Origin of the sequence: Micromonospora sp. H33, from assembly GCF_052068455.1 — a bacterium.
In the GTDB taxonomy this organism is placed as follows: Bacteria; Actinomycetota; Actinomycetes; order Mycobacteriales; family Micromonosporaceae; genus Micromonospora.
This window is the reverse complement of record NZ_JBQHDE010000002.1, coordinates 665,352-690,246: the sequence shown is the minus strand read 5'-3', so window position 1 is coordinate 690,246 and position 24,895 is coordinate 665,352. Positions and strand designations below refer to the sequence as shown.

Sequence of the window (24,895 nt, the reverse complement as noted above, 5' to 3'; positions counted from 1 at the left end):
CGGGGGCCGGGGGTTACGGGGTGCGGACGGCGTCCAGGGCCAACAGTGCCACGTGCAGGGAGAGGCAGGCGTCGACCGAGTCCAGGTCGACGTCGAGGATGCGGCCGATGCGGGCCAGTCGCTCGTAGAACGCCGGGCGGGACAGGTGCGCCGCCGCCGCACCCGCCGACTTGTTGCGGCCCTGCTCCAGGTACGCGCGCAGCGTGCCGAGCAACTGCTCCCGGGGGTGCTGCGCGTCGTACGTGAGCAGGGCCCCCAGTTCGCGTTCGACGAACGTCTGGAGCCGCGGCTCGTCCCGCAGCAGGTGCAGCAGGCCGGCGAGTCCCACGTTCGGCAGCCGGAAGATCGGCAGGTCCCGGCGGTCGCGCCGGGCGGCGTCGGCGATCTGGCGTGCCTCGACCAGCGACCGCCGCGCCTCGCGGAGGCTGCCCACCCCGGAGCCGGCGGCGATGACGACCGCGCTGGCCGGCACCGGCCGCACAGGCGCGCCACCGGCCCGCGGGACGCCACCCACGCCCGACGCCTCACCGGGGGTCGGCGCGCCGCCGCCACGGGTGGCCTCGTCGGTCCAGGACGCGGCGCGGGACGCCTCGGCCGGGCGGGGCACCGCCCGGGACGTCTCGCCCGCGCGGGATGTCTCGGCCGCGCGGGGCGCGAGTGCGTCCGGGCGGGTGCGGCGCAGGGCGGCGGCGAAGGCGGCGAGCGCCCGCTCCTCGGCCGCCGCGTCCGACAGGGCGAGCAGCGCCCCCACGGCCTGATCGTCCAGGGCGCTGGTCAGCGCGGTCAGCTTCGCCTCGCGGACGGCGTGCCCGACCGCCTCGGCGAGGTCGCGCAGCCGGGCCGGCCCGGCCTCCGGCCCGCCCGGGGCGAGGCCACCGTCGCCGGCCGGCTCGTGGCCGCCCTCGCCGGCCGGGTCCTCGGTCCGGTACCGGACCACCACGCCCACCAGGTGCCGCCGTTCCAGCACGACGCCGAGGGCCCGCGCCCGCAGCGCCACCTCGTCCACGGGCCGGGAGTGGTCGAGCAGGGCGGTGAGCAGGGTGCGGTGCAGCTGCCGTTCCAGCCCCTCGGCGTCGCGGCGGATGAGCCGCCCCAGCGCCAGGGTCGACGCCGCCCGCTCCACGAGGATGGTCAGCCGGGTCGGTGGGCTGTCGGGGGTACGCACGCCGGGAGCCGACTCGCCGAACCGGACCTCGCCCGCGGACGCGTTCCGCCCGGACTCCGCGGGTCGCCGCGGGCCGCGGGTGGTCAGCTCGCCGTCGCCGGGCCAGCGAAGGAGCAGTCGCCCCCAGTCCTGCCCCCGGGCCCCGACCATGGTCACCAGCCAGCCGCTGTCCGCGTCGTACGCGGTCCGCCCGGCCGGCCGGATCCGCCGCGAGTGCTGCTCCCAGCCGTCGAGCAGCAGCTCGGCGCTCTCCCCCGCCGGGTCGTACGCGAGCACCTGCCGGGACAGGTTCTCCAGCACCACCGGGCACCCGGACAGCTCGGCGGCCTGCCGGACCACCTCGCCCGGGCCGGCGCCCTCCACCGACAGCTCGGTGAAGCGCTGGTGGATCTCCTCGGTGGCCCGCAGCTCGGTGAGCTGCGCGTCGACGATCAGCGCGTGCACGGCCTCGGTGACCCGCACGAACGGCGTGGCACGCCGCAGCTCGACCAGGGGCAGCCCGCGCCGCTCGGCGGCGGCCGCCATCACCCGGGGCACCCCGCTGACGTACCGGCGGCCCAGCTCCACCACCAGGCCGGACACGCCGACGTCGGCCAGGTCGGCGATGAACGCCCGCAGCCCGGCGTCGTCGGCCGGCAACCCGATCCCGGTGGTCAGCACCAGTTCCCCACCGCCGAGCAGGGTCGCGATGTCGGGCACCTCCGCCACGTGCACCCACCGCACCGGCCGGTCCAGCCCGGCGTCGCCCGCGACTAGGCGCGGCGCGCCGTGGCGCACCGGCTCCAGCGCGAGCACCTCACGGACGGTAGGGAACACGGCCGACACGCTACCGTCCGTGACCCCAGCCGCCCATCCCCCGGCGGCCTCCCCCAGCACTTTCACCGAAAGAGTGGCTATCCGGCGAGATATAGGGCCAGTTTCGCGGAAAGTGCGGGGAGGGAGGTGACGTGCCGGCCGCCGGTCAGACCGGGTCGTCGCGGCCGAGCTCCCAGCAGGCGACGGCCGTGGCGGCGGCGACGTTGAGCGAGTCGACGCCGCGCCGCATCGGGATCACCACCCGGACGTCGCTGGCGTCCATCGCCGCCCGGGTCAGGCCGGCGCCCTCGGCGCCGAGCAGCAGGGCCGCCCGGGCCCGCTGGCCGGCGTCGAGGTGCTGGATCGGCACCGCGTCCGGGGCGGGGGTCATCGCCAGCACGGTGAACCCGGCCGCGCGGACCTCGGCGAGCGCGTCCGGCCAGGGGTCGAGCTTGGCGTACGGCACGGCGAACACCTCGCCCATGCTGACCCGGACGCTGCGGCGGTAGAGCGGGTCGACGCAGGTGGGCGAGAGCAGCACCGCGTCGACCCCGAGACCCGCGACAGCCCGGAAGATCGCGCCCAGATTGGTGTGGTTGTTCACGTCCTCCAGGATCACCACGCGGCGCGCGGCGGCGAGCACCTCGGCCGCCGCCGGCAGCGGCCGACGCCGGAACGACGCCAGCACCCCCCGGTGTACGTGGAAACCGGTCGCCTGTTGCAGGACGTCCGGCGTCGCGGCGTAGATCGGCGCCTCCCCGGTGTCCAGGTCGGCGAGCTGGTCGACCCGCTTGGCGTCCACCAGGTACGACCGGACCGGGTAGCCCGCCCGTAGCGCGCGGCGGAGCACCAGTTCGCCCTCGGCGATGAACAGGCCGTGCGGCGGCTCCCAGCGGGTACGCAGCTCCACGTCGGTGAGGGCGCGGTAGTCGGCGATCCGCTCGTCGTCGGAATCGGTGATGAGGTGGACGGGCACCCGACGATTCTGCCGGACGGCACGCGTACCCCCGACACACGCCGCCCACTGGCCGGTTACCGGAACGTCCGGAGGGGTCGGCGCGGCATCGATCAGGTTGAGCGCCTCGCTCCGACCTGCACGGCGAGCTGACCGGAACCGGCGCCCGGTGCGGGCTTCCCCTCCCCGCACCGGGCGCCACCCTTTCGGGGCGTTTCGTCCCCTCCGCCCGGGGAATCCCGCTGGCTGAGGCGAGCGGAGGGATCGATCAGGTGAGCATGGACGGCGACACGTACATCCCGGCCGCCCCGTGGCCCCTGCCCCGTGACGCCACGGTCGCCGACCACATCGTGCAGCGGCTGGCCTGCTGGGGCGTCCGCCGCTACTTCGGCTATCCCGGCGACGGCATCAACGGCATGACCTCGGCGCTGCAACGCACCGCGGAGCAGGCGCAGTTCGTCCAGGTCCGGCACGAGGAGACCGCCGGCTTCGCGGCGTCGGCGCACGTCAAGTACGGCGGCGGCCCGCTCGGCTGCGTCCTCGTGACCAGCGGCCCCGGCGCGGTCCACGCCCTCAACGGCCTGTACGACGCGAAACTCGACCACCAGCCGGTCGTCGCGCTGCTCGGTCACACCGCGCTCACCGCCGAGGGCGGCGGCTACTACCAGGAGATCGACCTGCTCGCCCTCTACAAGGACGTCGCCGCGCCGTTCCTGGCGCAGGTCGACCACCCCGCCCAGGTCCGCCACCTGGTGGACCGGGCCTGCCGGACGGCGCTCGACCGGCGTACCGTCACCGCCCTGGTCCTCCCCCTCGACGTGCAGGACAAGCCGGCGGTGCCGGACCCGCCGCACGCGCACGGCTACTACCACACCAGCAGCGTGCCGAGCACCGGCCCGACCGTGCCGCCGGAGGCCGACGTCCGCCGTGCCGCCGAGGTGCTGGGCAGCGGCGAGCGGGTGGCGATGCTCGTCGGGCAGGGCGCGCTCGGCGCCGAGACCGAGGTACGCGAGGTCGCCCGCCGGCTCGGCGCGGGCGTCGCGACCGCACTGCTGGGATTCACCGCCGTCGACCACCGCGAGCCCTGGGTCACCGGCGCGATCGGCCTGCTCGGCACCCGCCCGAGCTGGCACCTGATGAACCACTGCGACCGGCTGCTCATCGTCGGCAGCAACATGCCGTACTCCGAGTTCTATCCCCCGCCCGGGCAGGCGCGGGCGGTGCAGATCGACCGGGACGGCACGATGATGGGGCTGCGCTACCCGACCGAGGTGAACCTGACCGGTGACGCCGCCCCCACCCTCCGGGCCCTGCTGCGCGAGCTCGGCCCGGGGCCGGGACCGACCCCCTGGCTGGAAACGATCACCCGGGAGACGTCCTCATGGCGGCAGGCGCAGCGCGACCTCGCCGAGCAGCCCGCCGACCCGGTCAACCCCCAACTGCTCTTCGCCACCCTCAGCGATCGGCTTCCCGACGACGTGATGCTGGCCGTCGACTGCGGCACCGCCACCGCCTGGTACGCGCGCCACGTCCAGGTCCGCCCGGGGATGCTGGCCAGCCTGTCGGGCACCCTGCTGTCCATGGGCGGCGCCATGCCGTACGCCCTCGCCGCCAAGTTCGCCCATCCGGACCGCCCCCTGGTGGCGCTGATCGGCGACGGCGCCATGCAGATGAACGGCGTCAACGAGCTGATCACGGTGGCGAAGTACTGGCGTGGCTGGTCCGACCCACGCTTCGTCGTCCTGGTGCTCAACAACCGGGACCTGGCCTTCGTCAGCTGGGAGCAGCGGTCCACCGAGGGCACGCCGATGTTCCCCGACAGCCAGCAACTGCCCGACATCGGCTACCACCGGTGGGCGGAGGTGCTGGGCCTCGGCGGCGAACTCGTCGACTCCCCCGACCAGGTCCCAGGCGTCTGGGAGCGGGCGTTGACCGCCGACCGGCCGACCGTCATCAACGCACTGGTGGACCCGGCCGAGCTGATGCTGCCGCCGCACTTCACCGCCGACCAGGCCCGCAAGACCGCCGCGGCGATGCTGCGCGGCGACACCGACTGGGCGGGCATCCTCCGGCGGGGCCTGCCCGCCACGGTCGCCGCGTACCGGCCCCGCCGGGGCTGAGCGCCGCCGGAGCTGAGCGCCGCCGGTCAGTCGCGCTTCACCGCGCCGACGAAGACCCGCCAGGCGTACGGCTCGAAGCGGAGCGTCCCACCGTCGCGGTCCTTGGAGTCGCGCACCAGCACCACACCCGGCAGATTGTCGGCAACCTCCACACAGGATCCGCCATTCGTGCCGGATCGAGTCGACGTGCGCCAGAGCGCGCGGGTCACGTCCATCGCTGTGCCGCTTCCGTGAGCAGGTGGAGGGACTGACGACTGGACAACGCCTGCCCGTGAATCGCCTCCCACGTTTTCTGGAGCGTAGCAATGTCCTCGCTTTTATCGACGACCTGCGCCCGCACCTGGTGGTCGAGGTGCACTACCGTCCCGCCGTCCGGAAGAGTGGCCAGGATGAAGCCACCCTGCAGCCCCGGGTAGACGGGCGCATCAGCGGGCACCACCTGGATCTGGATGTTCGGTTGGCCGGCGCAGGAGGCCAGGTGCGCGAACTGTGCCGCCAGCATGCCGGGCGGCCCGTCGACCGGCCGGTCGAGGGCCGCGCCGTCGAGGATCACCACGAGGTCCGGAGGCCGCTCGGCGGTCAGGATAGACTGCCGGCTCAGCCGAGAGGCGACGCCCTGCTCGATCTCGTCGGCCGTCATCCGGCCGGCCGCCCGGAAGATCGCTCGGGCGTACTCCTCGGTCTGGAGCAGGCCCGGCACGAACGCCGGTTCGTACCAGCGGAGCAGGACTGCTTCGCGTTCGAACTCGATCCACTCGCGGAGCCAGACCGGGGCGGCGTCGTCCTTGACCAGGTCGGACCAGAGCCGGACGAACAGCCCGCCGGTGTCGAGCGCCTTGTCGATCGCGGCGAGGTAGTCCTCCCGGGGCGGTCGGGTGCCCAGCTCGACGGCGCTGACCTGCTTGCCGGAGAAGTGCGCCCGCTCGCCCAGCTCGTCCTGGGTGAGCCCGGCCAGGGTGCGCTGGCGGCGCAGCTCGGCCAGCAGGAACTCCGACGCGGACACGCTCATCGCTCTCCATCCCCTCTACGCCGGCCCGCCGCGATTCGCGGCCGTTCTCGGGCAGCCCGCCCTGACTCCCCGGCAAGCCACCGAAGCTTCCGAGCGTAACGGTGTCCTCACCAGACTGTGCGCAGGCGGCGTCGGATCGGTCCATTCCCCCCGGCCGTTCCGGCGCCGCCGTGTGACAGAGGAGGACACGGTGGACGGTGAGGCCAGCCGATGCGCGCCCTGCCCATAACGCTCCCGCAGTGCGGAGACGCGGCTTCGACGCGGATCGAGGTCTACTCGGCCGAGTCCCTCGACGCGAACGCCTACACCTGCAATGTCCACACCGAGCATGCCCTCGCCGAGATCGGCCGAGCTGGGCTCCAGGGGCATCCCGTACCCCTCGCCCCGGACATCACCCGGCCCTGCGGACACGTACACGTCTACCCAACCGGCCGGATGGGCGACCAGCACGACCCGGGCCACCCGTCGTGGTGCGATCGACGCGGCTGCATCGTCCGCGGCCAGCACCGGTCGATCCCACTGCCGATCAGCACCGGCGGGCCGGAGGCGGCAATCGCCCACCTCGCACTCACCCTGGGTCTAACCCCGGGTGTGGAGCCGGTGCTGGCTCTCACCGTCGTCGACGGCGACGCCGGCAAGGAGGTCGTACTGTCCCTCGGCCAGGGTCGCGTCCTGTCCTACCAGGTCCGCCGACTGCTCGACCTGGCGATGCGACACCGCCGCACGTGTTAGGAAGGGCCCCTTATACAACGCCAGGCGTTAACAAGGGGCCCTTCCTTACACCTCAGCCGCGGCGGTCGAGCCAGCGGCGGAGGTTCTCCAGCGGGTCGTCGGCGGGGTCGCGCTGCGGCCGGCGGTCCCGCTCCGGGCGCTCGGTGGGGCGCTGCGGGTCGCCGACCAGCGCGGGGCTGGGCGCGGCGAACGCCCTCTCCGGCTGGCCGTCGACGGCGGTGGCGATCACCCGGGCCACCGCGTCGATCACCCGGGCCTGGACCGGGCCCCCCACCGCGTCGGTCGCATCGTCCGGGTTGGCGGCGATGCCGGCCACCGCGACCTGCGGGGTGAAGCCGACGAACGTCTCGGTGGCGTTGCCCTCGGAGCTACCGGTCTTGCCGGCGACCGGACGGCCGTCGAGGATCCGGGTCACCGAGGTGGCGGTGCCGCCGTTGCACTGGCCGAACGGCGACTGCTGGCCGACCGGGCAGCGGGCGGCGTCGGTGGCGGCGCGGGCCACGTCGGCGTCGAGCACCCGCTTGCAGGACGGTTCGACCGGCACCGTCGAGCCGTCCGGCGCGGTCACCGACACCACCGGCAGCGGGGTGCAGTACGTGCCCTCGGCGGCCACCGTGGCGTACGCGTTGGCCAGGTCGAGCGGGGTGGTGGAGGCGACGCCGAGGGTGAAGGCGCCCCAGTTCTCGGCGTCGTTCTCGGCGAAGGCGGCGTCCGCGTCGGCGCGGAAGGTGATGCCGAGGCGCTGGGCCATCTCGACCACCTTCTCCGGCCCGACCTGCTCGGCGAGCCACACGAAGTACGTGTTCACCGAGCGGCCGAAGCCGTCCCACATCATCCGGTACCCGTCCATCCACTCCGGGTTGGCGTTGGCCGGGCACCACCGGCCGTCGCAGGCGCCCTCGCCCTCGGCGGCGTACCGGGTGGGCAGGCGACTCGGCGCGTCGAAGCCGGTGGACAGGGGCTTGCCGGCCTCCAGGGCGGCGAGCATGGTGAACAGCTTGAACGTCGACCCGGCCTGGTAGCCGGCGACGCTGCCGCCGCCGGAGATCAGCGGGTTGACGGTGTTCGGGTGGTTGGCCTGGCCGTCCGGGTTCGGGTCCAGGCTGTAGTGCCGGTTGACCGCCATGGCGAGGACCCGGCCGGTGCCCGGCTCGACCGCGGCGATCGGCAGCGCCCGCTTGTTGTCGTACCCGTAGACGCTCGTGGCCTGCTTCTGCGCGGTGGCCTGGACCTGCGGGTCCAGCGAGGTGACGACGGTGTAGCCGCCGCGGCGCAGCGCCTGCTCCCGCTCCTCGACGGTCTCGCCGAAGGCCGGCTGGGTGAGCCACCACTGGCGCAGGTAGTCGCAGAAGAAGCCCCAGTCGTCGTGACCGCCGGCCATGGCGGTGCAGCCGTTGGGCTGGGCGGTGGGCCGCAGCGTGAGCTCCTCGGCCTTCGCGGCCGCGGCCTGGTCGGCGGTGATCGCGCCGGTGGCGGCCATCGCGTCGAGCACGTACGACCGCCGCGCCAGCGCCGCGTCCGCGTCGCCGTCGATCGGGCTGTACGCCTCGGGCGACTGCACCAGGCCGGCGAGCAGAGCCGCCTCGGCGAGGGTCAGGTCGGCCGGCGCCTTGGCGAAGTAGCGCTGGCTGGCCGCCGCGATGCCGTACGCCCCGGACCCGAAGTACGCGATGTTCAGGTAGCGGTTGAGGATCTCGTCCTTGCCGAGGCTGTCCTCGAGCGCGTTGGCGTACCGGATCTCCTGGAGCTTGCGCCCGACGGTCTGCTCGGTGGCGGCGGCGCGCTCCTCGGCGGTGCGGCCCGGGTCGGTCTTGAGGACGTTGCGGACGTACTGCATGGTCAGCGTCGAGCCGCCCTGCGCGGTCTCCCCGCCGGAGACGTTGGCGACCAGGGCGCGGGCCATGCCCCGCAGGTCGACGCCGCCGTGGTCGTAGAAGCGGCGGTCCTCGGCCGCGACGATGGCCTGCCGCATCACCGGCGCGATCTCGTCCAGCGGCACGTCGGTGCGGTTGACGTCGTAGAACGTCGTGATCAGCGTCTTGCCGTCGTTGGCGTAGAGGTAGGAGCGCTGCGGCGTGACCGGGGTGCGCAGCGCCTCGGGCAGGGCCGCGTAGCCCCCGAGCGCCGCGCGGGCGGCGTACCCGAACAGCAGGTTCCCCGGCAGCGCGGCGACCGCCAGAACCAGGCCAGCGAGCAGACCGGCGAGCAGCACGGTGAACAGCCGCGCCAGCGGCTTGGGGGAGGCCATGCTCCCCAGGATTGCCACGAAAGCCGCCAACCGACCACCCCCAGCGGCCTGTTGTCAGCAACCTCACGGTGAGTAACCAGCTCCCTCCCAGCCATGACCCTCGTTGATCATGAAGTTATCGCAGCGACACGCCGACGTGGAGCGCTATAAGTTCATGATCAACCAGGGTCGGCGGGGTCGGGGCGGGTGGGAGTCAGGTGGCGAGGGGGCCCTGGGGGGTGGTTGGGGTGGACGGGGTGGGTGGTGGGGTTGCGGCCAGGCTGGCGTTCGTCGCGTCGCGGATGATGTCGCGCGGGAGCAGGCGGCCGGAACGGTAGCCGATGCCGATACCGGCGATCAGCACGAAGATCGCACCGAAGGTCTGCAACGAGCCGATCAGCGACCCGCCCAGGCCGAGCAGCGGCGCCGCGATCATCAGCATGGTGCCGTCCCCCATGCTGAACATGCCCGAGCGGGCGACCGCCCAGCCGATCGACAGCCACGCCAGGCTGTAGAAGGTCGCACCGACGAGCACCAGCATGCGGGCGGAGGTGCCGAAGACCGGCGTCTCCTCCGCCAGACCGGCGAACGGCAGCATGAGCACGGTGCCGGCGAGGCTCAGCAGCAGGCCGGTCACCGCGCCGCGGCGGCTGCGGGTCGCCGCGAGCAGGCCGGTCAGGGCGAGGAGCGCCAGCAACCCGAGCCACACCGTGGCCACCCACGCCACGAGGTAGAAGGGACGGCCGTCGGCCGGGTACGGGTCGTTGCCGATTCCGCCGTCACTGGCCATCGACACGAGGCCGTAGAGGATCGCGTACGCGGGAAGCAGCCACACCGCCGCGCGGGCCAGCCGTCGCAGCGACCAGGCCCAGGTGGCGTTGGTGGCCGGCGGGGCGGGCGGCGGATCCCCGACGAACGGCAGCACCCCGAAACCACCGCCGGTACGCCGGGTGCCGAGCGGCCCGGTGGGGTCGTGCGCGCCGGGCACCGGCGCCGAGGACCGTGACCGCTTCGCCGGATCCATCATGCGTGACCTCGCTCCCTGCACGAGCGGTGCGGGACACGCCGGGGCGCCCCGAGGCCTGTTCACCGCCCGTCCTAGGACCGATGGTGGCAGGCGCCGGAGCGCCCCACGAGGAGTTCTCGTATTTGGCGCCGGTTCCCGGGTCAGCCCCGTTCGCGCTGGTCGGCGGGATCGGAGAGGAGGCTGGCCGGCGAGACCGGCTCCGGCGCGGGCAGCCCCTGCGGCCCCTTGCCGCCGGTGGCCTGCGCCTCGGCGACGCGTACCTCGTCGTGGATCTCCTGGGCCGCGGCGGCCGCGGCCTGCGCGGCCTCGGCGGCCTCGCGCTCGACCTGGCTGGCACCGTCGGAGGCCTCCGGCGACGGGACGTCGCCGACCATCTGGCTCAGGCCGCCCAACGCGCCACCCATGCCCTCCAGCGCCTTCGTCAGCTCGGCCGGGACGATCCAGACCTTGTTGGCGGTGCCGTTGGCGATCTGCGGCAGCGCCTGGAGGTACTGGTAGGCGAGGACCTTCTGGCTCGGGTTCGCCTGGTGGATCGCGTCGAAGACGGTGCGGATCGCCTTGGCCTGACCCTCCGCCTGGAGGATCCGCGCCTGCCGGTCACCGTCGGCACGCAGCACCGCCGCCTGCTTCTCACCCTCGGCGGTCAGGATCTGCGACTGCTTGTGCCCCTCGGCGTTGAGGATCGCGGCGCGGCGGTCCCGCTCGGCGCGCATCTGCTTCTCCATCGAGTCACGGATGCTCGGCGGCGGCTCGATCGCCTTGATCTCCACCCGGGTGACCTTGATGCCCCACCGGCCGGTGGTCTCGTCGAGCACGCCGGACAGGTGCCGGTTGATCTCCTCGCGGCTGGTGAGCGCCCGCTCCAGGTCGAGGGAGCCGATCACGTTGCGCAGGGTGGTGACGGTGAGCTGCTCGATGGCCTGGAGGAAGTTCGAGATCTCGTACGTCGCCCGGACCGAGTCGACGACCTTGAAGTAGAGGACCGTGTCGATCGAGACCACCAGGTTGTCCGAGGTGATCACCGGCTGCGGCGGGAAGCTGACCACCTGCTCGCGCATGTCGACCTTGGTACGCACCGCGTCGACGAACGGCACCAGCAGGTTCAGCCCCGGGCTCAGCGTGCGCTTGTAGCGGCCGAGCCGCTCCACCACGTCCTGACGCTGCTGCGGCACGATGCGCACCGACTTCGCCAGGGTCACCACCGCGATCACCGCCACGGCTATCAGCAGGACCGGGAACACGAGTTCCATATGCTCACCTTTTCGCGTCGGGTAGCTCGCCGGAGGAAGAAACGTCGTCCCGCCACACCAGGGCGGTGGCGCCGCGCACCTGGATCACCTGCACCCGGTCACCCGGAGCGAAGGACTGGGTCGCGTCGTAGGAGCGGGCCTGCCACAACTCGCCGTCGATCTTGACCAGGCCATGGTTGACGTCGACCTGCTCCAGCACGAGGGCGGTGGACCCCTCGATGGCCTCCACGCCGAACGGCTGCTCACCGCCGGCGAGCGCGGAGCGCCGGCGCAGCGCCGGCCGGACGCCCAGCACGGTCAGCGCCGAGACCACGGCGAAGACGATCGCCTGGATCTCCACGGGGGCACCCAGCGCCGCGGCGCCCGCGGCGGCGAACGCGCCGACCGCGAACATGATCAGGAAAAGAGTCGTCGTGAAGATCTCGGCGACGGCGAGCACCACGCCGAGCACGATCCACAGCACCGCTTCCACAACACGATCGTGACACGCGAATGCACGTGTCATCGAACTGTCATGATCAGTAGGCTGCCGGCAACCGCGTCACCGAGGAGGGCCCGTGCCCCTGCTGCCCGAGACCACGCGCCGGATCGACGTCCTGGTCGCCGAGGCGCAGTCCGCAGGTCGTGCGCCGTCGCTGGTGATGGGGGTGGTACGCGCCGGCGAGCTGGCCCACCTCGCCGCCGCCGGCGACACCCCCAGCCCGGACGCCGACCTGCAGTACCGGATCGGCTCCATCAGCAAGACGATGACCGCGACGCTCGTCCTCCAGGAGCGCGACGCGGGCCGGCTGGCGCTGCACGACCCGCTCGAGAAGCACCTGCCGGGCACCCCGGTCGGCGGGTTGACCCTGCGGCAGCTGCTCGGCCACGCGAGCGGCCTGCAACGGGAACCGGTGGGCTCCTGGTGGGAGCGCGCCGAGGGCGGCGACCTGGCGGCACTGCTCGCCGGGCTGCACGCCGACAAGATCGCGTACCCGCCGCACCGGTCGTACCACTACTCGAACCTGGCGTACGGGCTGCTGGGCGGCGTGCTCGAACGGGTCACCGGCACCACCTGGGCCGACCTGCTGCGGCAGCGGATCCTGGACCCGCTGGGCATGCGCCGGACCACGTACGCGGCGACCGAGCCGTTCGCCCGCGGCTACGTGGTGCACCCCTGGACCGACACGCTGCGGGAGGAGCCGCGGACGGACACCCGGGCCATGGCCCCCGCCGGGCAGCTCTGGTCGACCGTGGCCGACCTGGCCCGCTGGGCGGCGTTCCTCGCCGACCCCGCCCCGCACGTGCTGTCGCCGGAGACGGTGACCGAGATGTGCGCCCCGGTGGTGCTGAGCGACCTCGACTCGTGGACCGGCGGGCACGGCCTTGGCCTGGAGCTCTACCGGCGCGGCGACCGCGTGTACGTGGGGCACGGCGGCTCGATGCCCGGCTACGTCGCCGCGCTCGCGGTGCACCGCCCGAGCCGCACCGCCGTGGTCGGCTACGCCAACTCGTACGGCTTCCGCAGCGGCGGGATCGGCGGCCTCGCCCTGCGGCTGCTCGACCTCGTGCTGGACGCCGAGCCGGCACCCCCGGCGCCGTGGCGACCCGCCGCCGCGCCGCCGCCGGACGAGGTGGCCGAGCTGGCGGGCCGCTGGTGGTGGATGGGCGTGCCGATGGACGTCACCTGGGAGGCGGGCGAGCTGGTGGCCGCCGTACGCGGAGAGCGCGTCAGCCGGTTCACCGCGGAGGGCCCGGACCGCTGGCGGGGCCGCTCCGGGCCGGAGAACGGCGAGATCCTGTCGGTGCTGCGCGACGGGGCCGGTACGGCGGTGGCGCTGGACATCGCCACGTTCGTCTTCACCCGCAGTCCCGACGAGGAGCCCTGAGCCGGCCGCCCGGACGTGCCGGGCGCCGGCGCCCCATGCGCCGGCTCAGGCCTCCGGCTCGGTGACGAAGTCGATCAGGCGCTCCATCGCGTTGATCAGCGGGGTCTCGACGTCGGCGAAACTGTTCACCCGGGACAGGATGTGCCGCCACATGTCGGCGGGCTCGGCCACGCCGAGGGCGGCGCAGACCCCCTCCTTCCAGGGCCGTCCCGGCGGCACCACGGGCCACGCGGCGATGCCCAGCGCCGCCGGTTTCACCGCCTGCCACACGTCGACGTAGGGGTGCCCGGTCACCAGCACGTACGGGGAGGTCACCCGGGCCACGATCCGGCTCTCCTTGGAGTTGGGCACGAGGTGGTCGACGAGGACGCCGAGCCGCCGGCCGGGGCCGGGGGCGAAATCGCGTACCTCCGCGTCGAGGGCGTCGACGCCGTCCAGCGGCTCCACCACGACGCCCTCGATGCGCAGGTCGTCGCCCCAGATCCGCTCGACGAGGGCGGCGTCGTGGACGCCCTCCACCCAGATCCGGCTGGCCTTGGCGACCTGGGCGCGGACGTTGTCGACCGCGACCGAGCCGGAGGCGGTGCGCCGCCGGGCCGCCGGCACGGTGGGGCGCGCCGGGCGCCGCAGCGTCACCGGCCGGCCGTCGAGCAGGAACGCCGCCGGCAGCAGCGGGAAGTTGCGCCGCCGCCCGTGCCGGTCCTCCAGCACCACCGCCCCGGACTCGAACCCGACGACGGCCCCGCAGAACCCGGAGTCGGCGTCCTCGACCACGAGATCGATCTCGGCGTCCACCTCCGGGGTGACCTTCCGCCGCCGCCAGTCCCCCGCCAACACGTCCTGGTCGTACCGCCCCGCCATGCCGATCACGCTAATCCGCCTCCCCGACCCCACCGGGCCCGCCACGCCGCCCTACCCGTCGATCTTGCACTTTCGGCCCGGGCGAATCGCCACGAAGACCGCAATGCAGGGGCTACAACTCCATGATCGGCGAGAGGGGGACGAGCAGGGCGCGGGAGACGGGCGGCACGGGCGGCAGTCGAGACAGGGGCGGTCGTCAGCACGTACCCTTTCGGCATGTCCACCCCCGCAGCGGGCGCGGCCACTCTCGCGCCGCGCCGGTCCAGCCGGTTCGTTGCCTGGGTACGCGCGTGGCGCGCCGGGCTGGTGCCCTTCGACGAGGTCGCCGACGCCATCGCCGGTGCCGAGGAGCACCTCGTCGCGGACGCGCCCGGCACGTGGACCGACGTTCCGCTGCCCGAGGCCCTGCCCACCCTCGCCAAGCTCTCGCCGGACGAGATCCGCCTGGTGCTGCCCGCCCCCGGTGACCCGCGCGGGCTGCCCGGGCCGGGTGACTTCGCCGGCGCGGCGCTGCTCGCGGGCGAGGCCGTGGTGGCCGGCGCGCTCGGCCTGATCCCGCACGTCCGCACGCACACCTCCGGCTCCGGGGACACCTTCGAGACCGTGCTGTGGCGGGTCTACCCGCTGCCCGCCGACGCCCCGGCGGCGTCGCTCGTGCTGCCCGGCGCCGCGGAGGCGGAGGCGGAGCTGGCCGCCGCCCTGGCCGAGACCACCGCCGCGCTCACCCGGCTCGACGTGGCGCAGTGGCGCCCCGAGCTGGCCGGGGCCCTGGAGGCGCTGCGCCGCCCCGACGGCACCACCGACCTGCCGCCCGGGTTCGACCCGCGCGCCCGGCGGCTGTTCGCCCGCGCCGCCGTGCTGGACCGGGTGCTCGCCCTGGCCGGGCACGCCGCGCCGGGCGGAGCGGTCAACAACTACGAGGCCCAGCAGCGCGACGCCGCGCTGCGCCCGCTGACCACCGCCTGCCGGCAGGCCCTGGTCGCCGCCTGCAACGCCCCGCTGCGCCCGTAGCGCGTCACGCGCCGTACGCCGCCAGGAAGACCCGTACGGCCTCGTCCGCGCGCCCGTGCTGGCCGAGTTCCTGACGTAGGTCAGACCTCGTCGATCAGGTCGGCGACGGAGTCGACGATCCGCGACGGCCGGTACGGGTACCGCTCGGCCTCGGCGCGGCTGCTGATGCCGGTGAGCACCAGGATCGTCTCCAGCCCGGCCTCCAAGCCGCAGAGGATGTCGGTGTCCATCCGGTCACCGATCATCGCCGTGCTCTCCGAGTGCGCGTCGATGGTGTTCAGCGCCGAGCGCATCATCATCGGGTTCGGCTTGCCGACGAAGTACGGCTCCACGCCGGTCGCCTTGGAGATCATCGCGGCGACCGATCCGGCGGCGGGGAGCGCCCCCTCCACCGAGGGGCCGGTGGCGTCGGGGTTGGTGCAGATGAACCGGGCGCCGTCGTTGATCAGCCGGATCGCCTTGGTGATCGCCTCGAAGCTGTAGGTGCGGGTCTCCCCCAGCACCACGTAGTCCGGTGCGAAGTCGCTGAGCACGTAGCCGACCGCGTGCAGGGCCGTGGTCAGCCCGGCCTCGCCGATGACGTACGCGGTGCCGCCCGGCCGCTGGTCGGCCAGGAACTGCGCGGTGGCCAGCGCGGACGACCAGATCGCGGACTCCGGGACGTCCAGCCCCATCCGGGCCAACCGGGCCTGGAGGTCACGCGGCGTGTAGATCGAGTTGTTGGTCAGCACCAGGAACGGCTTGCCGGAGGCGCGCAGCTTGGCGATGAACTCCGGTGCGCCGGGCACCGGCTGGCCCTCGTGGACCAGCACGCCGTCCATGTCGGTGAGCCAGCTCTCGACGGGCTTGCGGTCATGCATCGTGATTCCCAGGGGGTGTCGGGCCGCGGGGCGGTCAGGAGGGGCGACGGGCCGGGACGCAGCAGGCGGTCGGGCAGGTGTCCCACATGGGCAGTTCGCCCAGGCGGCGGCGCAGCGTCGCGCCGTCCGGGTCGGTGCGCTCGCGGACCAGTTCGCGCACCATCGCGACGAACCGCGGGTCGGTGCCGGGCGTGCGGGCACGGACGAAGTCCAGGCCGAGCTGCTTGGCCGTCTCCAGGGCCTCGGTGTCGAGGTCCCACACCACCTCCAGGTGGTCGGAGACGAACCCGATCGGGCTGACCACCACGCTGGTCACGCCCTGCTGGGCCAGCGCGCCGAGGTGGTCGTTGACGTCCGGCTCGAGCCACGGCACCTGCGGCGGGCCGGACCGGCTCTGCCACACCAGGTCGTACGGCAGGTCCGGGGCGGCGGCCGCGTGCACCAGCCGGGCGGTCTCGGCGAGCTGCGCCTCGTACCGGCCGCCGTGCGGGCCGGCGGTGGCGGCCGCCGAGACGGGGATGGAGTGGGCGGTGAACACGATCCGGGTGGTGTCCCGCTTCGCCGGGTCGAGCTGGGCCAACGCCGCCGTCACCGCGTCGGCGTGCGGCTCGACGAACCCGGGGTGATCCCAGAACTGCCGCAGCTTCTCGATGACCGGCGCGTCCGGGCCGACCGCGGCGCGGGCCGCGGCGATGTCCTCCTGGTACTGCCGGCACGACGAGTAGCCGCCGAACGCGCTGGTCACGAACGCCAGTGCCCGTTGCACCCCGTCGTCCCGCATCCGGGCCACGGTGTCGGCGAGCATCGGATCCCAGTTGCGGTTGCCCCAGTAGACCGGCAGGTCGAGGCCGTTGTCGGCGAAGTCCTCCCGGATCGCGGTGAGCAGCTCCCGGCACTGCTGGTTGATCGGCGAGACGCCGCCGAAGTGCAGGTAGTGCTCGGCGACCTCGGCGAGCCGCTCCGGGGGCACGCCGCGCCCCCGGGTCACGTTCTGCAGGAACGGCATCACGTCCTCGGGCCGTTCCGGCCCGCCGAAGGAAACCAGCACCACCGCGTCGTACGCCATGGTCCCATTCTTGCCGGCCGCCCTGGTCGGGTGGACGACGCCCCCGGTTCCGAGGCGGCACGAAGTCCCCTCCGTGGCGGAAGGGACCTTCGTGCCGCTCAGGCGCCGATGGCGTGGTAGCCGCCGTCGACGTGGACGATCTCGCCGGTGGTGGCCGGGAACCAGTCCGACAGCAGCGCCAGGCAGGCGCGGGCGGCCGGCTCCTGGTCGGTGAGGCTCCAGCCCAGCGGGGCGCGCTCGGTCCAGGCGTCCTCGAACTGATCGAAGCCGGGGATCGACTTCGCGGCGATGGTGCGCAGCGGCCCCGCCGCGACCAGGTTGCTGCGGATGCCCTGCTTGCCGAGGTGCAGCGCCAGGTAGCGGGAGGCGGACTCCAGCCCGGCCTTGGCCACGCCCATCCAGTCGTAGACCGGCCACGCCTTGGTCGCGTCGAAGGTGAGCCCGACCACCGCGCCGCCGGGCGACATCAGCGGCAGCGCCGCCATGGCCAGGGACTTGTAGGAGTACGTCGACACGTGCAATGCGGTCGCGACGTCCTCCCAGGGGGCGTCGAGGAAGCCGCCGCCGAGGCAGCTCTGCGGGGCGAAGCCGATCGAGTGGACGATCCCGTCCAGGCCGTCGACGTGCTCGCGTACCTTGTCGGCGAGCCCGGCGAGGTGCTCGGTGTTGGTCACGTCCAGCTCGATCACCGGTGCCGGCTCGGGCAGGCGCTTGGCGATCCGCTCCACGAGCGAGAGCCGGCCGAAGCCGGTGAGCACGACCTGCGCGCCGTTCTCCTGGGCCAGCTTCGCCACCGAGAACGCGATCGAGGCGTCGGTGATGACCCCGGTGACCAGCAGCCGCTTGCCGGCCAGCAGTCCAGACATGTCGGTGTTTCCTCCGTGCTCTCTCAGTGGCCCATGCCGAGGCCGCCGTCGACCGGGATGACCGCGCCGCTGATGTAGGCCGCGGTGTCCCCGGCCAGCCAGGTGACCACGCCGGCGACCTCGTCGGCGGTCGCGAACCGGCCCGCCGGGATGGCCTTGCGGTACTCGGTGCGGCGCTCCTCGGGCAGCGCGGCGGTCATGTCGGTGTCGATGAAGCCGGGCGCGACGATGTTCGCGGTGATGTTGCGGCTGCCCAGCTCGCGGGTGATCGAGCGGGCGACGCCGACCAGGCCCGCCTTGCTGGCCGCGTAGTTGACCTGGCCCGGGCCGCCGTACAGGCCGATCACGGACGAGATGAAGATCATGCGGCCCCACTTGGCGCGCAGCATCCGCCCCGAGGCCCGCTTGGCGCAGCGGAACGCGCCGGTCAGGTTGGTGTCCAGTACGCGGGTGAACTGCTCCTCCGACATCCGCATGAGCAGCGTGTCGTCGGTGATGCCGGCGTTGGAGACCAGCACCTCCACCGGCCCCAGCTCCGCCTCGATCGTGCCGAACGCGGCGTCCACCGAGTCGTAGTCGGTGACGTCGCAGCGGACGCCGAAGAGCCCCTCGGGCGCGTCGCCGCTGCGGTGGGTCACCGCCACCCGGTCGCCCTGCTTGGCGAAGGCCTGCGCGATGGCCAGGCCGATCCCCCGGTTGCCGCCGGTGACCAGGACGGTACGGGCCACGGTTCCCCCTCTGCTCAGCCGATCTCCACGTCGGTCGGAGCCTAGGGGCTACCGGTAGGTAAGCGCTAACGCTGGAGACGTCGGGCCTGGTCAACGGGGGTGTGAAGCACACCACGCCCGGCCGGGTGGACGGGTGTCGTCGGCCGGTCGGCCGAGTGCGCGCCCCGGCATCGGCGGGTGTACGATGATCCCCGTTTGCGAGTCGGGAAATCGGCTCGCGTCCGGGCCCCGCCGACCGCAGGAGGTGATCGCTGTGCGAGATAGCGATCCTCCCAGTCGTGGCCGGGCCCTCCGTCAGCCCCGCTGAGCCCTGACCCGCCAGCCCGGCTGACCAGCCTCGCTCCCCCGCACCACCCGTTCTGGCCGCTGGCCGGGACGACCGCTGGTGTGCGGCCGGAGCCGCCCGGTCACGACTTCGTGTGCGCGTTCTGACCCATCCCCGCGGGCTGCCACGCCCGCGCCCAGTCGCCACCGGAGCCGATCCCATGAGCCGTTACGTCGCCCCGCTGGGCTTCACCCTGGCCGCCGTCTGGGTGGCCGTCCTCTTCGTCCTCGCCAACGGCGGTCACTGATCCTCCGCGCCGGTCCAGGACCGGTCGCCGCCATCCGACGGCGGCGGGCCCTGGACCGGTGCGCGGGAGCCGTCGGGTCAGAGGATCCGGGACGACCACAGTAGGCTCGCCGCCCCGGCGCAGAGCGCGAACAGCAGCGCCATACCCGCGTACCACTGGGTGACCTCGCGGGGTTCGGTCCGGAATCCGATCGATGAGCCCATGTCCTGGTAGACCTGCTTGAGCTCGCTCACCGAGGCCGCCTCGTAGAAGTACCCCTCGGTCGTCTCCGCCAGGTCGGCCAGGGCCAGCCGGTCCACCGGCACCCGCTGCAACTGGCCGCCGATGTCCACCTGGCCGCCGTCGGTGCCGAAGGCGATCGTGGAGACCGGCACGTTGGCCGCCTGCGCCGCCGCCGCGGCCTCCTCGACCGACCGGCCGGAGGTGCGGTAGCCGTCGGAGAGCAGGACGATCCGCGCCGGGGGGATCCCGGCGGCGCCGTCGGCCGGCACCGACCGGATCGCCTCCAGGCAGGTGAACACCGCCTCCCCGGTCGCCGTGGACTCGGCCAGCACCAGGCCGTCGATGGCGGTCACCACGGACTGCCGGTCCTTCGTCGGGGAGACCAGCACGTTGGCCGCCTTCGCGAACGAGACCAGACCGAGGTTGTAGCTCTCCGGGAGTTCGTTCACGAACTGCTTCGCCGCCTCCTGGGCCGCCGCCAGCCGGTTCGGCGCCACGTCGTCGGCCTGCATGGACAGCGACACGTCGATCGCCAGCATGACGGTGGCCCGCTCCAGGGGCTCCCGGGTGTCCACCGCCGGCCGGGCCAGGGCGGTGGCCAGCACCAGCAGGCAGAGCAGGAACGCCGTCGCCGGGACGTGCCGGCGCCAGCCCAGGCCCTTCGGCGCGAGCGTACGCAGCAGGTCCACATTGGTGAACCGCATCGCGTACGTCCGGCGGTGCAACTGCCGCCACACGTAGAACGCGGCGAGGGCGAGCACCGGCAGCACGGCCAGCAGCCACCACGGTTGCAGAAAACGGATCATCGTGTCGTCCCCCGGGTGCGGGCGTGCCGCTGCGCGGCGACGAAGCGCACCATGTCCAGCAGCCAGTCTCGGTCGGTCCGCAGTCGCAGGTGGGCGGCGCCGGCGGAGCGCAGCGCGGCGGAGATCTCCGCCCGCTGGGCCGCGGCGGCCTCGGCGTACCGGGCGCGCAGCCGCGGATCGGCGGTCTGCACCTCGTGCAGCTCGCCCGTCTCCGGGTCGACCACCGGGAGCACGCCGACGTCGGGCAGTTCCAGCTCGCGCGGGTCGACCACCTCGACGGCCAGCACGTCGTGGCGTACCCGTAGCTTGCGCAGCGGGCGGACCCACTGCGCCGGTGGCGCCAGGAAGTCGGAGACGACCACCGCCACGCCACGCCGGCGGGGCGGCCGGTTCAGCATGTCCACGAGGACGCCGAGGTCGCCGCGCCCGGGACGGATCTCGGTGCCGGCGATCGCCCGCAGCAGACCCTGCGCCTCCTTGCGCCCGGCGCGGGCGGGCAGCCGGGTGAACACGCCCGGCCCGGGCGCCGGTGGCCGGCGACGCCAGCCGCCCCCACCGGGCTCGTCGCCGGTGCCGACGACCGCACCGATCCGGTTGCCGCCGCGTACGGTCAGGTGGGTGAGCGCCGCGGCGGCGGCCACCACCACGTCCCGCTTCAGCCACCGACCGGTGCCGAAGTCCAGGCTCGCCGACAGGTCCACCGCGAGCCACGTCTCCAGCTCGCGGTCGGCCACCGTACGCCGGACGTGCGGCATCGTGGTCCGGGCCGTGACCGGCCAGTCCATCCGGCGTACGTCGTCGCCGGGGCGGTACTCGCGCGACTCCCCCGCCTCGCTGCCCGGTCCGGGCAGCAGGCCGACGTAGTCGCCCTGGAGCAGGCCGTCGAGCTTGCGTGTGACGAGCAGTTGCAGGCGGGACAGGACGGCCTCGGTGCGGTCGTGGGGGGTGGCGTCGGAGGGCCGACGGGTGGGTGAGGTCACGGCCGCTGCCCGGGCCAGCCGGCGCCCGGCGGCGCGGTGGCCGGCGTCGGCGTGGCCTGCTGCCGGGGGGCGACCGACGGCAGCGGGATCGTCGCCATCACCCGGTGGACCACGTGGTCGGCCGGCACGTCGTCGGCGAGCGCGTCGTAGCTGAGCACCAGCCGGTGCCGGAGGATGTCGGGCGCGATGTCCTGCACGTCCTGCGGCAGCGCGTAGTCCCGGCCGCGCAGCAGCGCCAGGGCCCGCGTGGCGCGGACCAGGCCGAGTGAGGCGCGCGGGCTGGCGCCGTACTGGATGAGCTGCGCGACGTCCGGCATGCCGTGCTCGGCCGGGCTGCGGGTGGCCAGCACCAGCCGGACCGCGTAGTCGACCAGGGCGTTGTGCACGAAGACCTGGTCGGCCTTGCGCTGGAGAGCGATCAGGTCCGGGGTGCTGAACACCGGCGTGGGCTCCGGCGGCGCGACACCCATCCGGTAGACGATCTCCCGTTCCTCGGCATCCGTCGGATACCCGACGATGATCTTCATGAGGAAGCGGTCCCGCTGCGCCTCCGGCAGCGGGTAGACGCCCTCCTGCTCGATCGGGTTCTGCGTGGCCATCACGAGGAACGGGTCGGGCACCCGGTGGGTCTCGCCGCCGATCGACACCTGCCGCTCGCTCATCACCTCCAGCAGTGCCGACTGCACCTTGGCCGGCGCCCGGTTGATCTCGTCGGCGAGCAGGAAGTTGACGAACACCGGCCCCAGCTCGACGTCGAACTTCTCGCTCGACTGCCGGTAGATCCGGGTGCCCATGATGTCGGCCGGCACCAGGTCGGGAGTGAACTGCACCCGCGCGAACGTCCCGCCGACGACCTTGGCGAGGGTCTCCACGGCGAGCGTCTTCGCGACGCCGGGGACGCCCTCCAGCAGGCAGTGGCCGCGGGCCAGCAGCGCGACCATCATCCGCTCGACCATCCGGTCCTGCCCGACGATCACCCGCTTGATCTCGAACAGCGCCCGCTCCAGCAGCGTGGCGTCCTCGGCCGGCGTGGTCGCCGGGGCGGGTGTCTCCGGGCCCGACCCGTCGGGGGTCGTGACGTCGGGCGTGGTCGGCTGGGCCACCGGTCCTCCACAGCATGATCGGTTGTCGGGCGTGGTGCGTTACAAGACTGACATGCCCGGCTGAGCAGCGAGGCGGTGAGAACCCGATTTCCGCCACGCCGTTCGGTGCCCCGAATCGCCGATCACGGGGTGGACAGGAACGGGGCCTCCACGTGTACGATTCACCCCGTCGCCGGGCGGCTCCCCCCGTGGCCGCCCGGCGCTCATCTTCTCCTCCCCGGCACCCTAGACTGGCCGGGATGGACACCCCCGCATCCGACGCCCTGGTCTGCTCGGCCCGTGGCTGCCGCGCCCCCGCGGAATGGGCGCTGCGGTGGAACAATCCGCGCCTGCACGACGCCGCCCGGCGCAAGACCTGGCTGGCCTGCGCCGACCACCGCACGTCCCTCGGCGACTTCCTCGACGTACGGGGCTTCCTGCGTGAGGTCGTACCGGTGGCCGGATCGCCTACCCTCGAAGTGTGAGCGTGCACAACGGATTTCCGCGGTGAGCGGTGACGACCTGGCCGGGCCGCCGCCCGCGCCGACCGACCCGCCGTCGGCCGCGCCCGGCCCGCCGTCGGCCGGCCCGCTCGAGCCGTGGCCGGAGACCGTCCGCTGGCAGTCCGTCTCGCCGAATCTGATCTGGGTGGAACTGCTGCGGCTGGCCGCCCTCCTCCTCGTCGTCGTGGCCGGGCTCGCCACCGGCTGGGCCCTCAGCGGCAGCGGGCTGTTCGGGGCGGCGGTCGCGGTGGTGCTGCTGCTCGGCTGCCTGCGGGTGGTCGCCATCGTGCGCGCCGTCCGCGCCTGGGGGTACGCCGAACGCGAGGACGACCTGCTGGTGCGTCACGGCCTGCTGGTCCGCCGGCTGTCCATCGTCCCGTACTCGCGGATGCAGTTCGTCGACGTCAGCGCCGGCCCGCTGGAGCGCGCCTTCGACCTGGCCACCGTCCAGCTGCACACCGCCGCGGCGGCCAGCGACGCCCGCGTGCCGGGGCTGCGTCCGGCGGAGGCGTCCCGGCTGCGCGACCGGCTCACCGCGCTCGGCCGGGACCGGGCGGAGGGCCTGTGAGCGACCCGGCCGAGCGGGGCCCGCAGGAGGTCCGGGGACCCGCCCCGGAGCCGCACCCGCCCGCCGGTGCCGCGCCGCACCCCGGCCCGTACCCGCTCGCCGGTGCCGCGCCGCACCCCGGCGGATACCCGCCGTACCCGGTTCCCGGGCCGGGAGCGCAGCCCGGGGCACACGCGCAACCGTCGCATCCCGGCGGGCCACCGCACCCGGCCGGGTTCCCGCACTCCGGCGTGCCGGACGGGTCGGGGCCGCCGCACGGCGGGCCCCGTCAGCCGGCTCCGGGCCCCGGACTCCCGCCCGGCGAGGTGGAGCCCCGGCAGCGCCTGCACCCGCTGTCCCCGGTGCTGCACGGCGCCAAGTCCCTGGTCGTGGTGATCGCCGGGCTCTCCTGGTCGACGCTGTCCCGGGTGGGCTTCGGCTGGTTCGCGGTGCTGGCGGCGGCGCTCGCGCTGGGCGCCACCGTGCTCGCGGTGATCAGCTGGTACAACACCGGCTACCACGTCGTCGGCCGCGAGCTGCGGGTGTACGAGGGGCTGCTGTGGCGGCGTACCCGCGCCATCCCGTTGGAGCGGCTCCAGGCCGTCGAGGTGGTCCGGCCGCTGCTCGCCCAGCTCACCGGCCTCGCCGAGCTGCGGCTCGAGGTGGTCGGCGGCGGCAAGACCGAGGCGCCGCTGGCGTACCTCAGCGTCGCGGACGCGACGGCCCTCCGGCAGCGACTGCTCGCCCTGGCCGGCCGCGCCCCGCAGGACGCCGCCGCACCGGAGGCCCCGGCCGGGGGTGCGGCGCCGGCCGACGCGGCCGCCCCGCCGGGCCGGCCGCTGCACACCGTCCGCAACAAGGACCTGCTGCTCAGCCAGTTGCTGACGCCGCAGGCGTTCATGATCCCGTTCGGCGTGGCGTTCGTGGTGGCGCAGTTCCTCTCCGAGGGGTCGTGGTCGTTCATCGCGGTGGCGAGCACGCTGACCGCCATGGCCGGCGTGCTGCTGCAACCGATCCGCCGGGTGCTGGACGACTGGAACTTCCGGCTCGCCCTGGACGCCGGCACGCTGCGCGTCCGCAACGGGCTGCTGGAGACCCGCGCGCAGACCGTGCCGCTGCACCGGGTGCAGACGGTCGGCGCGACCTGGCCGCTGCTGTGGCGGATCAAGGGGTGGCTGCGGCTGCGGCTGGAGGTGGCCGGCTACGCCGTGGGCGAGTCGGACGCGCGCAACCGGCCGGACCGGCTGCTCCCGGTCGGCGACCTGCCCACGGCGGAGGCGATCCTCGCCGAGGTGCTGCCCGGGGTGCGCCTGGGCGAGCTGCCGCTGACCGCACCGCCGGCGCGGGCCCGCTGGCTCAACCCGCTCAGCCGGAACGTGCTCGGCGCGGGGCTGCACGAGAAGGTCTTCGCCGCCCGGTCCGGCCTGCTCACCCGGCAGGTCGTCGTCGTGCCGTACGCGCGGATCCAGAGCGTGCGGGTCGTGCAGGGGCCGGCGCAGCGGCGGCTGCGGCTGGCGACGGTGCACGCCGACACGGCCGGCGGCGCCGGCGCGGCCGCGAGCGACCGGGACGTGGCCGAGGCGTGGGCCCTGGCGGCGGAGCTGACGGCGCGCGCGCACGCCGCGCGCCGCGCCGGCTGAGCC

Annotated in this window: 24 protein-coding genes; 8 read left to right on the top strand and 16 right to left on the bottom strand. The window is 73.9% G+C overall.

The genetic code is table 11. The features are described from left to right. Positions 1 to 13: 13 nt before the first annotated feature. Together ACTMS0_RS08740 and ACTMS0_RS08735 are read right to left on the bottom strand one after the other, a co-directional pair. Positions 14 to 2,062 (bottom strand): PucR family transcriptional regulator, encoded by a 2,049-nt coding sequence (locus ACTMS0_RS08740; RefSeq protein WP_441154702.1) that lies wholly within the window; start codon positions 2,060 to 2,062, stop codon positions 14 to 16. 64 nt (positions 2,063 to 2,126) lie between these two features. Beyond that, positions 2,127 to 2,936: a TrmH family RNA methyltransferase gene (locus tag ACTMS0_RS08735; RefSeq protein ID WP_441154585.1), complete on the bottom strand. Its 810-nt coding sequence runs from the start codon at positions 2,934 to 2,936 to the stop codon at positions 2,127 to 2,129. Positions 2,937 to 3,193: 257 nt separating this feature from the next. Here ACTMS0_RS08735 and ACTMS0_RS08730 point away from each other — a divergent pair, with 257 nt between their 5' ends. Then, positions 3,194 to 5,035, top strand: a complete 1,842-nt coding sequence (locus ACTMS0_RS08730) for a thiamine pyrophosphate-requiring protein (protein WP_441154701.1) — start codon at positions 3,194 to 3,196, stop codon at positions 5,033 to 5,035. Positions 5,036 to 5,061: 26 nt separating this feature from the next. Here ACTMS0_RS08730 and ACTMS0_RS08725 read toward each other — a convergent pair whose 3' ends face one another. Next, positions 5,062 to 5,244, bottom strand: a complete 183-nt coding sequence (locus ACTMS0_RS08725; protein WP_441154700.1) for a DUF397 domain-containing protein — start codon at positions 5,242 to 5,244, stop codon at positions 5,062 to 5,064. Then, a complete protein-coding gene (locus ACTMS0_RS08720) occupies positions 5,241 to 6,044 on the bottom strand; it encodes a helix-turn-helix domain-containing protein (protein ID WP_441154584.1) in 804 nt (267 codons plus the stop codon). Before ACTMS0_RS08720 ends, ACTMS0_RS08725 begins: the two co-directional genes overlap by 4 nt. Before the next feature lie 210 nt (positions 6,045 to 6,254). Between ACTMS0_RS08720 and ACTMS0_RS08715 the strand changes: the two genes are divergently transcribed. Next, a complete protein-coding gene (locus ACTMS0_RS08715) occupies positions 6,255 to 6,776 on the top strand; it encodes a hypothetical protein (protein WP_441154583.1) in 522 nt (173 codons plus the stop codon). 52 nt (positions 6,777 to 6,828) lie between these two features. Here ACTMS0_RS08715 and ACTMS0_RS08710 read toward each other — a convergent pair whose 3' ends face one another. The 4 genes from ACTMS0_RS08710 to ACTMS0_RS08695 form a co-directional block, all read right to left on the bottom strand. Then, positions 6,829 to 9,024: a transglycosylase domain-containing protein gene (locus ACTMS0_RS08710; protein WP_441154582.1), complete on the bottom strand. Its 2,196-nt coding sequence runs from the start codon at positions 9,022 to 9,024 to the stop codon at positions 6,829 to 6,831. A 193-nt stretch (positions 9,025 to 9,217) separates the two neighbouring features. After that, complete coding sequence (locus tag ACTMS0_RS08705) at positions 9,218 to 10,027, bottom strand: hypothetical protein (protein ID WP_441154699.1); 810 nt, start codon at positions 10,025 to 10,027, stop codon at positions 9,218 to 9,220. A 143-nt stretch (positions 10,028 to 10,170) separates the two neighbouring features. Beyond that, the gene (locus ACTMS0_RS08700) at positions 10,171 to 11,280 is read right to left on the bottom strand and encodes an SPFH domain-containing protein (protein ID WP_441154581.1); all 1,110 of its coding nucleotides are present in this window, start codon (positions 11,278 to 11,280) and stop codon (positions 10,171 to 10,173) included. 4 nt (positions 11,281 to 11,284) lie between these two features. Beyond that, entirely contained in the window at positions 11,285 to 11,752 is a 468-nt protein-coding gene (locus ACTMS0_RS08695; protein WP_441154580.1) for an NfeD family protein, read from the bottom strand. Between the two features lie 85 nt (positions 11,753 to 11,837). Here ACTMS0_RS08695 and ACTMS0_RS08690 point away from each other — a divergent pair, with 85 nt between their 5' ends. Next, positions 11,838 to 13,148: a serine hydrolase domain-containing protein gene (locus tag ACTMS0_RS08690; protein ID WP_441154579.1), complete on the top strand. Its 1,311-nt coding sequence runs from the start codon at positions 11,838 to 11,840 to the stop codon at positions 13,146 to 13,148. A 45-nt stretch (positions 13,149 to 13,193) separates the two neighbouring features. Here the strand turns inward: ACTMS0_RS08690 and ACTMS0_RS08685 are convergent, their stop codons facing one another. After that, positions 13,194 to 14,009 (bottom strand): DUF3097 domain-containing protein, encoded by an 816-nt coding sequence (locus ACTMS0_RS08685; RefSeq protein WP_441154578.1) that lies wholly within the window; start codon positions 14,007 to 14,009, stop codon positions 13,194 to 13,196. 216 nt (positions 14,010 to 14,225) lie between these two features. Here ACTMS0_RS08685 and ACTMS0_RS08680 point away from each other — a divergent pair, with 216 nt between their 5' ends. Further along, a complete protein-coding gene (locus ACTMS0_RS08680; RefSeq protein ID WP_441154577.1) occupies positions 14,226 to 15,020 on the top strand; it encodes a hypothetical protein in 795 nt (264 codons plus the stop codon). A gap of 80 nt (positions 15,021 to 15,100) precedes the next feature. On the opposite strand, the gene ACTMS0_RS08675 is transcribed toward ACTMS0_RS08680, so the two are convergent. The 4 genes from ACTMS0_RS08675 to fabG form a co-directional block, all read right to left on the bottom strand. Beyond that, positions 15,101 to 15,880 carry an HAD-IIA family hydrolase gene (locus tag ACTMS0_RS08675; protein WP_441154576.1) on the bottom strand — a complete coding sequence of 260 codons (780 nt, stop codon included), beginning with the start codon at positions 15,878 to 15,880 and terminating at the stop codon, positions 15,101 to 15,103. A gap of 34 nt (positions 15,881 to 15,914) precedes the next feature. After that, positions 15,915 to 16,946, bottom strand: coding sequence for a ferrochelatase (locus ACTMS0_RS08670; RefSeq protein WP_441154575.1), 1,032 nt, complete (start codon positions 16,944 to 16,946; stop codon positions 15,915 to 15,917). 98 nt (positions 16,947 to 17,044) lie between these two features. Then, the gene (gene fabI / locus ACTMS0_RS08665) at positions 17,045 to 17,812 is read right to left on the bottom strand and encodes an enoyl-ACP reductase FabI (RefSeq protein WP_441154574.1); all 768 of its coding nucleotides are present in this window, start codon (positions 17,810 to 17,812) and stop codon (positions 17,045 to 17,047) included. A 23-nt stretch (positions 17,813 to 17,835) separates the two neighbouring features. Continuing rightward, the gene (fabG, locus tag ACTMS0_RS08660; RefSeq protein WP_441154573.1) at positions 17,836 to 18,540 is read right to left on the bottom strand and encodes a 3-oxoacyl-ACP reductase FabG; all 705 of its coding nucleotides are present in this window, start codon (positions 18,538 to 18,540) and stop codon (positions 17,836 to 17,838) included. Between the two features lie 419 nt (positions 18,541 to 18,959). Between fabG and ACTMS0_RS08655 the strand changes: the two genes are divergently transcribed. Continuing rightward, a complete protein-coding gene (locus ACTMS0_RS08655; protein WP_155331292.1) occupies positions 18,960 to 19,112 on the top strand; it encodes a hypothetical protein in 153 nt (50 codons plus the stop codon). Positions 19,113 to 19,189: 77 nt separating this feature from the next. Here ACTMS0_RS08655 and ACTMS0_RS08650 read toward each other — a convergent pair whose 3' ends face one another. The 3 genes from ACTMS0_RS08650 to ACTMS0_RS08640 are packed head-to-tail and all read right to left on the bottom strand — an operon-like array spanning position 19,190 to position 22,223. Continuing rightward, on the bottom strand, positions 19,190 to 20,140 hold the full coding sequence (locus ACTMS0_RS08650) for a VWA domain-containing protein (protein WP_441154572.1): 951 nt from the start codon (positions 20,138 to 20,140) through the stop codon (positions 19,190 to 19,192). Beyond that, positions 20,137 to 21,138 carry a DUF58 domain-containing protein gene (locus tag ACTMS0_RS08645; RefSeq protein WP_441154698.1) on the bottom strand — a complete coding sequence of 334 codons (1,002 nt, stop codon included), beginning with the start codon at positions 21,136 to 21,138 and terminating at the stop codon, positions 20,137 to 20,139. The genes ACTMS0_RS08650 and ACTMS0_RS08645 overlap by 4 nt, the downstream gene beginning before the upstream one ends. Then, on the bottom strand, positions 21,117 to 22,223 hold the full coding sequence (locus tag ACTMS0_RS08640; RefSeq protein WP_441154571.1) for an AAA family ATPase: 1,107 nt from the start codon (positions 22,221 to 22,223) through the stop codon (positions 21,117 to 21,119). The genes ACTMS0_RS08645 and ACTMS0_RS08640 overlap by 22 nt, the downstream gene beginning before the upstream one ends. 239 nt (positions 22,224 to 22,462) lie before the next feature. Between ACTMS0_RS08640 and ACTMS0_RS08635 the strand changes: the two genes are divergently transcribed. The 3 genes from ACTMS0_RS08635 to ACTMS0_RS08625 are packed head-to-tail and all read left to right on the top strand — an operon-like array spanning position 22,463 to position 24,892. Further along, positions 22,463 to 22,687, top strand: coding sequence for a hypothetical protein (locus ACTMS0_RS08635; RefSeq protein WP_441154570.1), 225 nt, complete (start codon positions 22,463 to 22,465; stop codon positions 22,685 to 22,687). A 22-nt stretch (positions 22,688 to 22,709) separates the two neighbouring features. Next, complete coding sequence (locus ACTMS0_RS08630; RefSeq protein ID WP_441154569.1) at positions 22,710 to 23,273, top strand: PH domain-containing protein; 564 nt, start codon at positions 22,710 to 22,712, stop codon at positions 23,271 to 23,273. Next, on the top strand, positions 23,270 to 24,892 hold the full coding sequence (locus ACTMS0_RS08625) for a PH domain-containing protein (protein WP_441154568.1): 1,623 nt from the start codon (positions 23,270 to 23,272) through the stop codon (positions 24,890 to 24,892). The genes ACTMS0_RS08630 and ACTMS0_RS08625 overlap by 4 nt, the downstream gene beginning before the upstream one ends. Positions 24,893 to 24,895 lie beyond the last annotated feature (3 nt).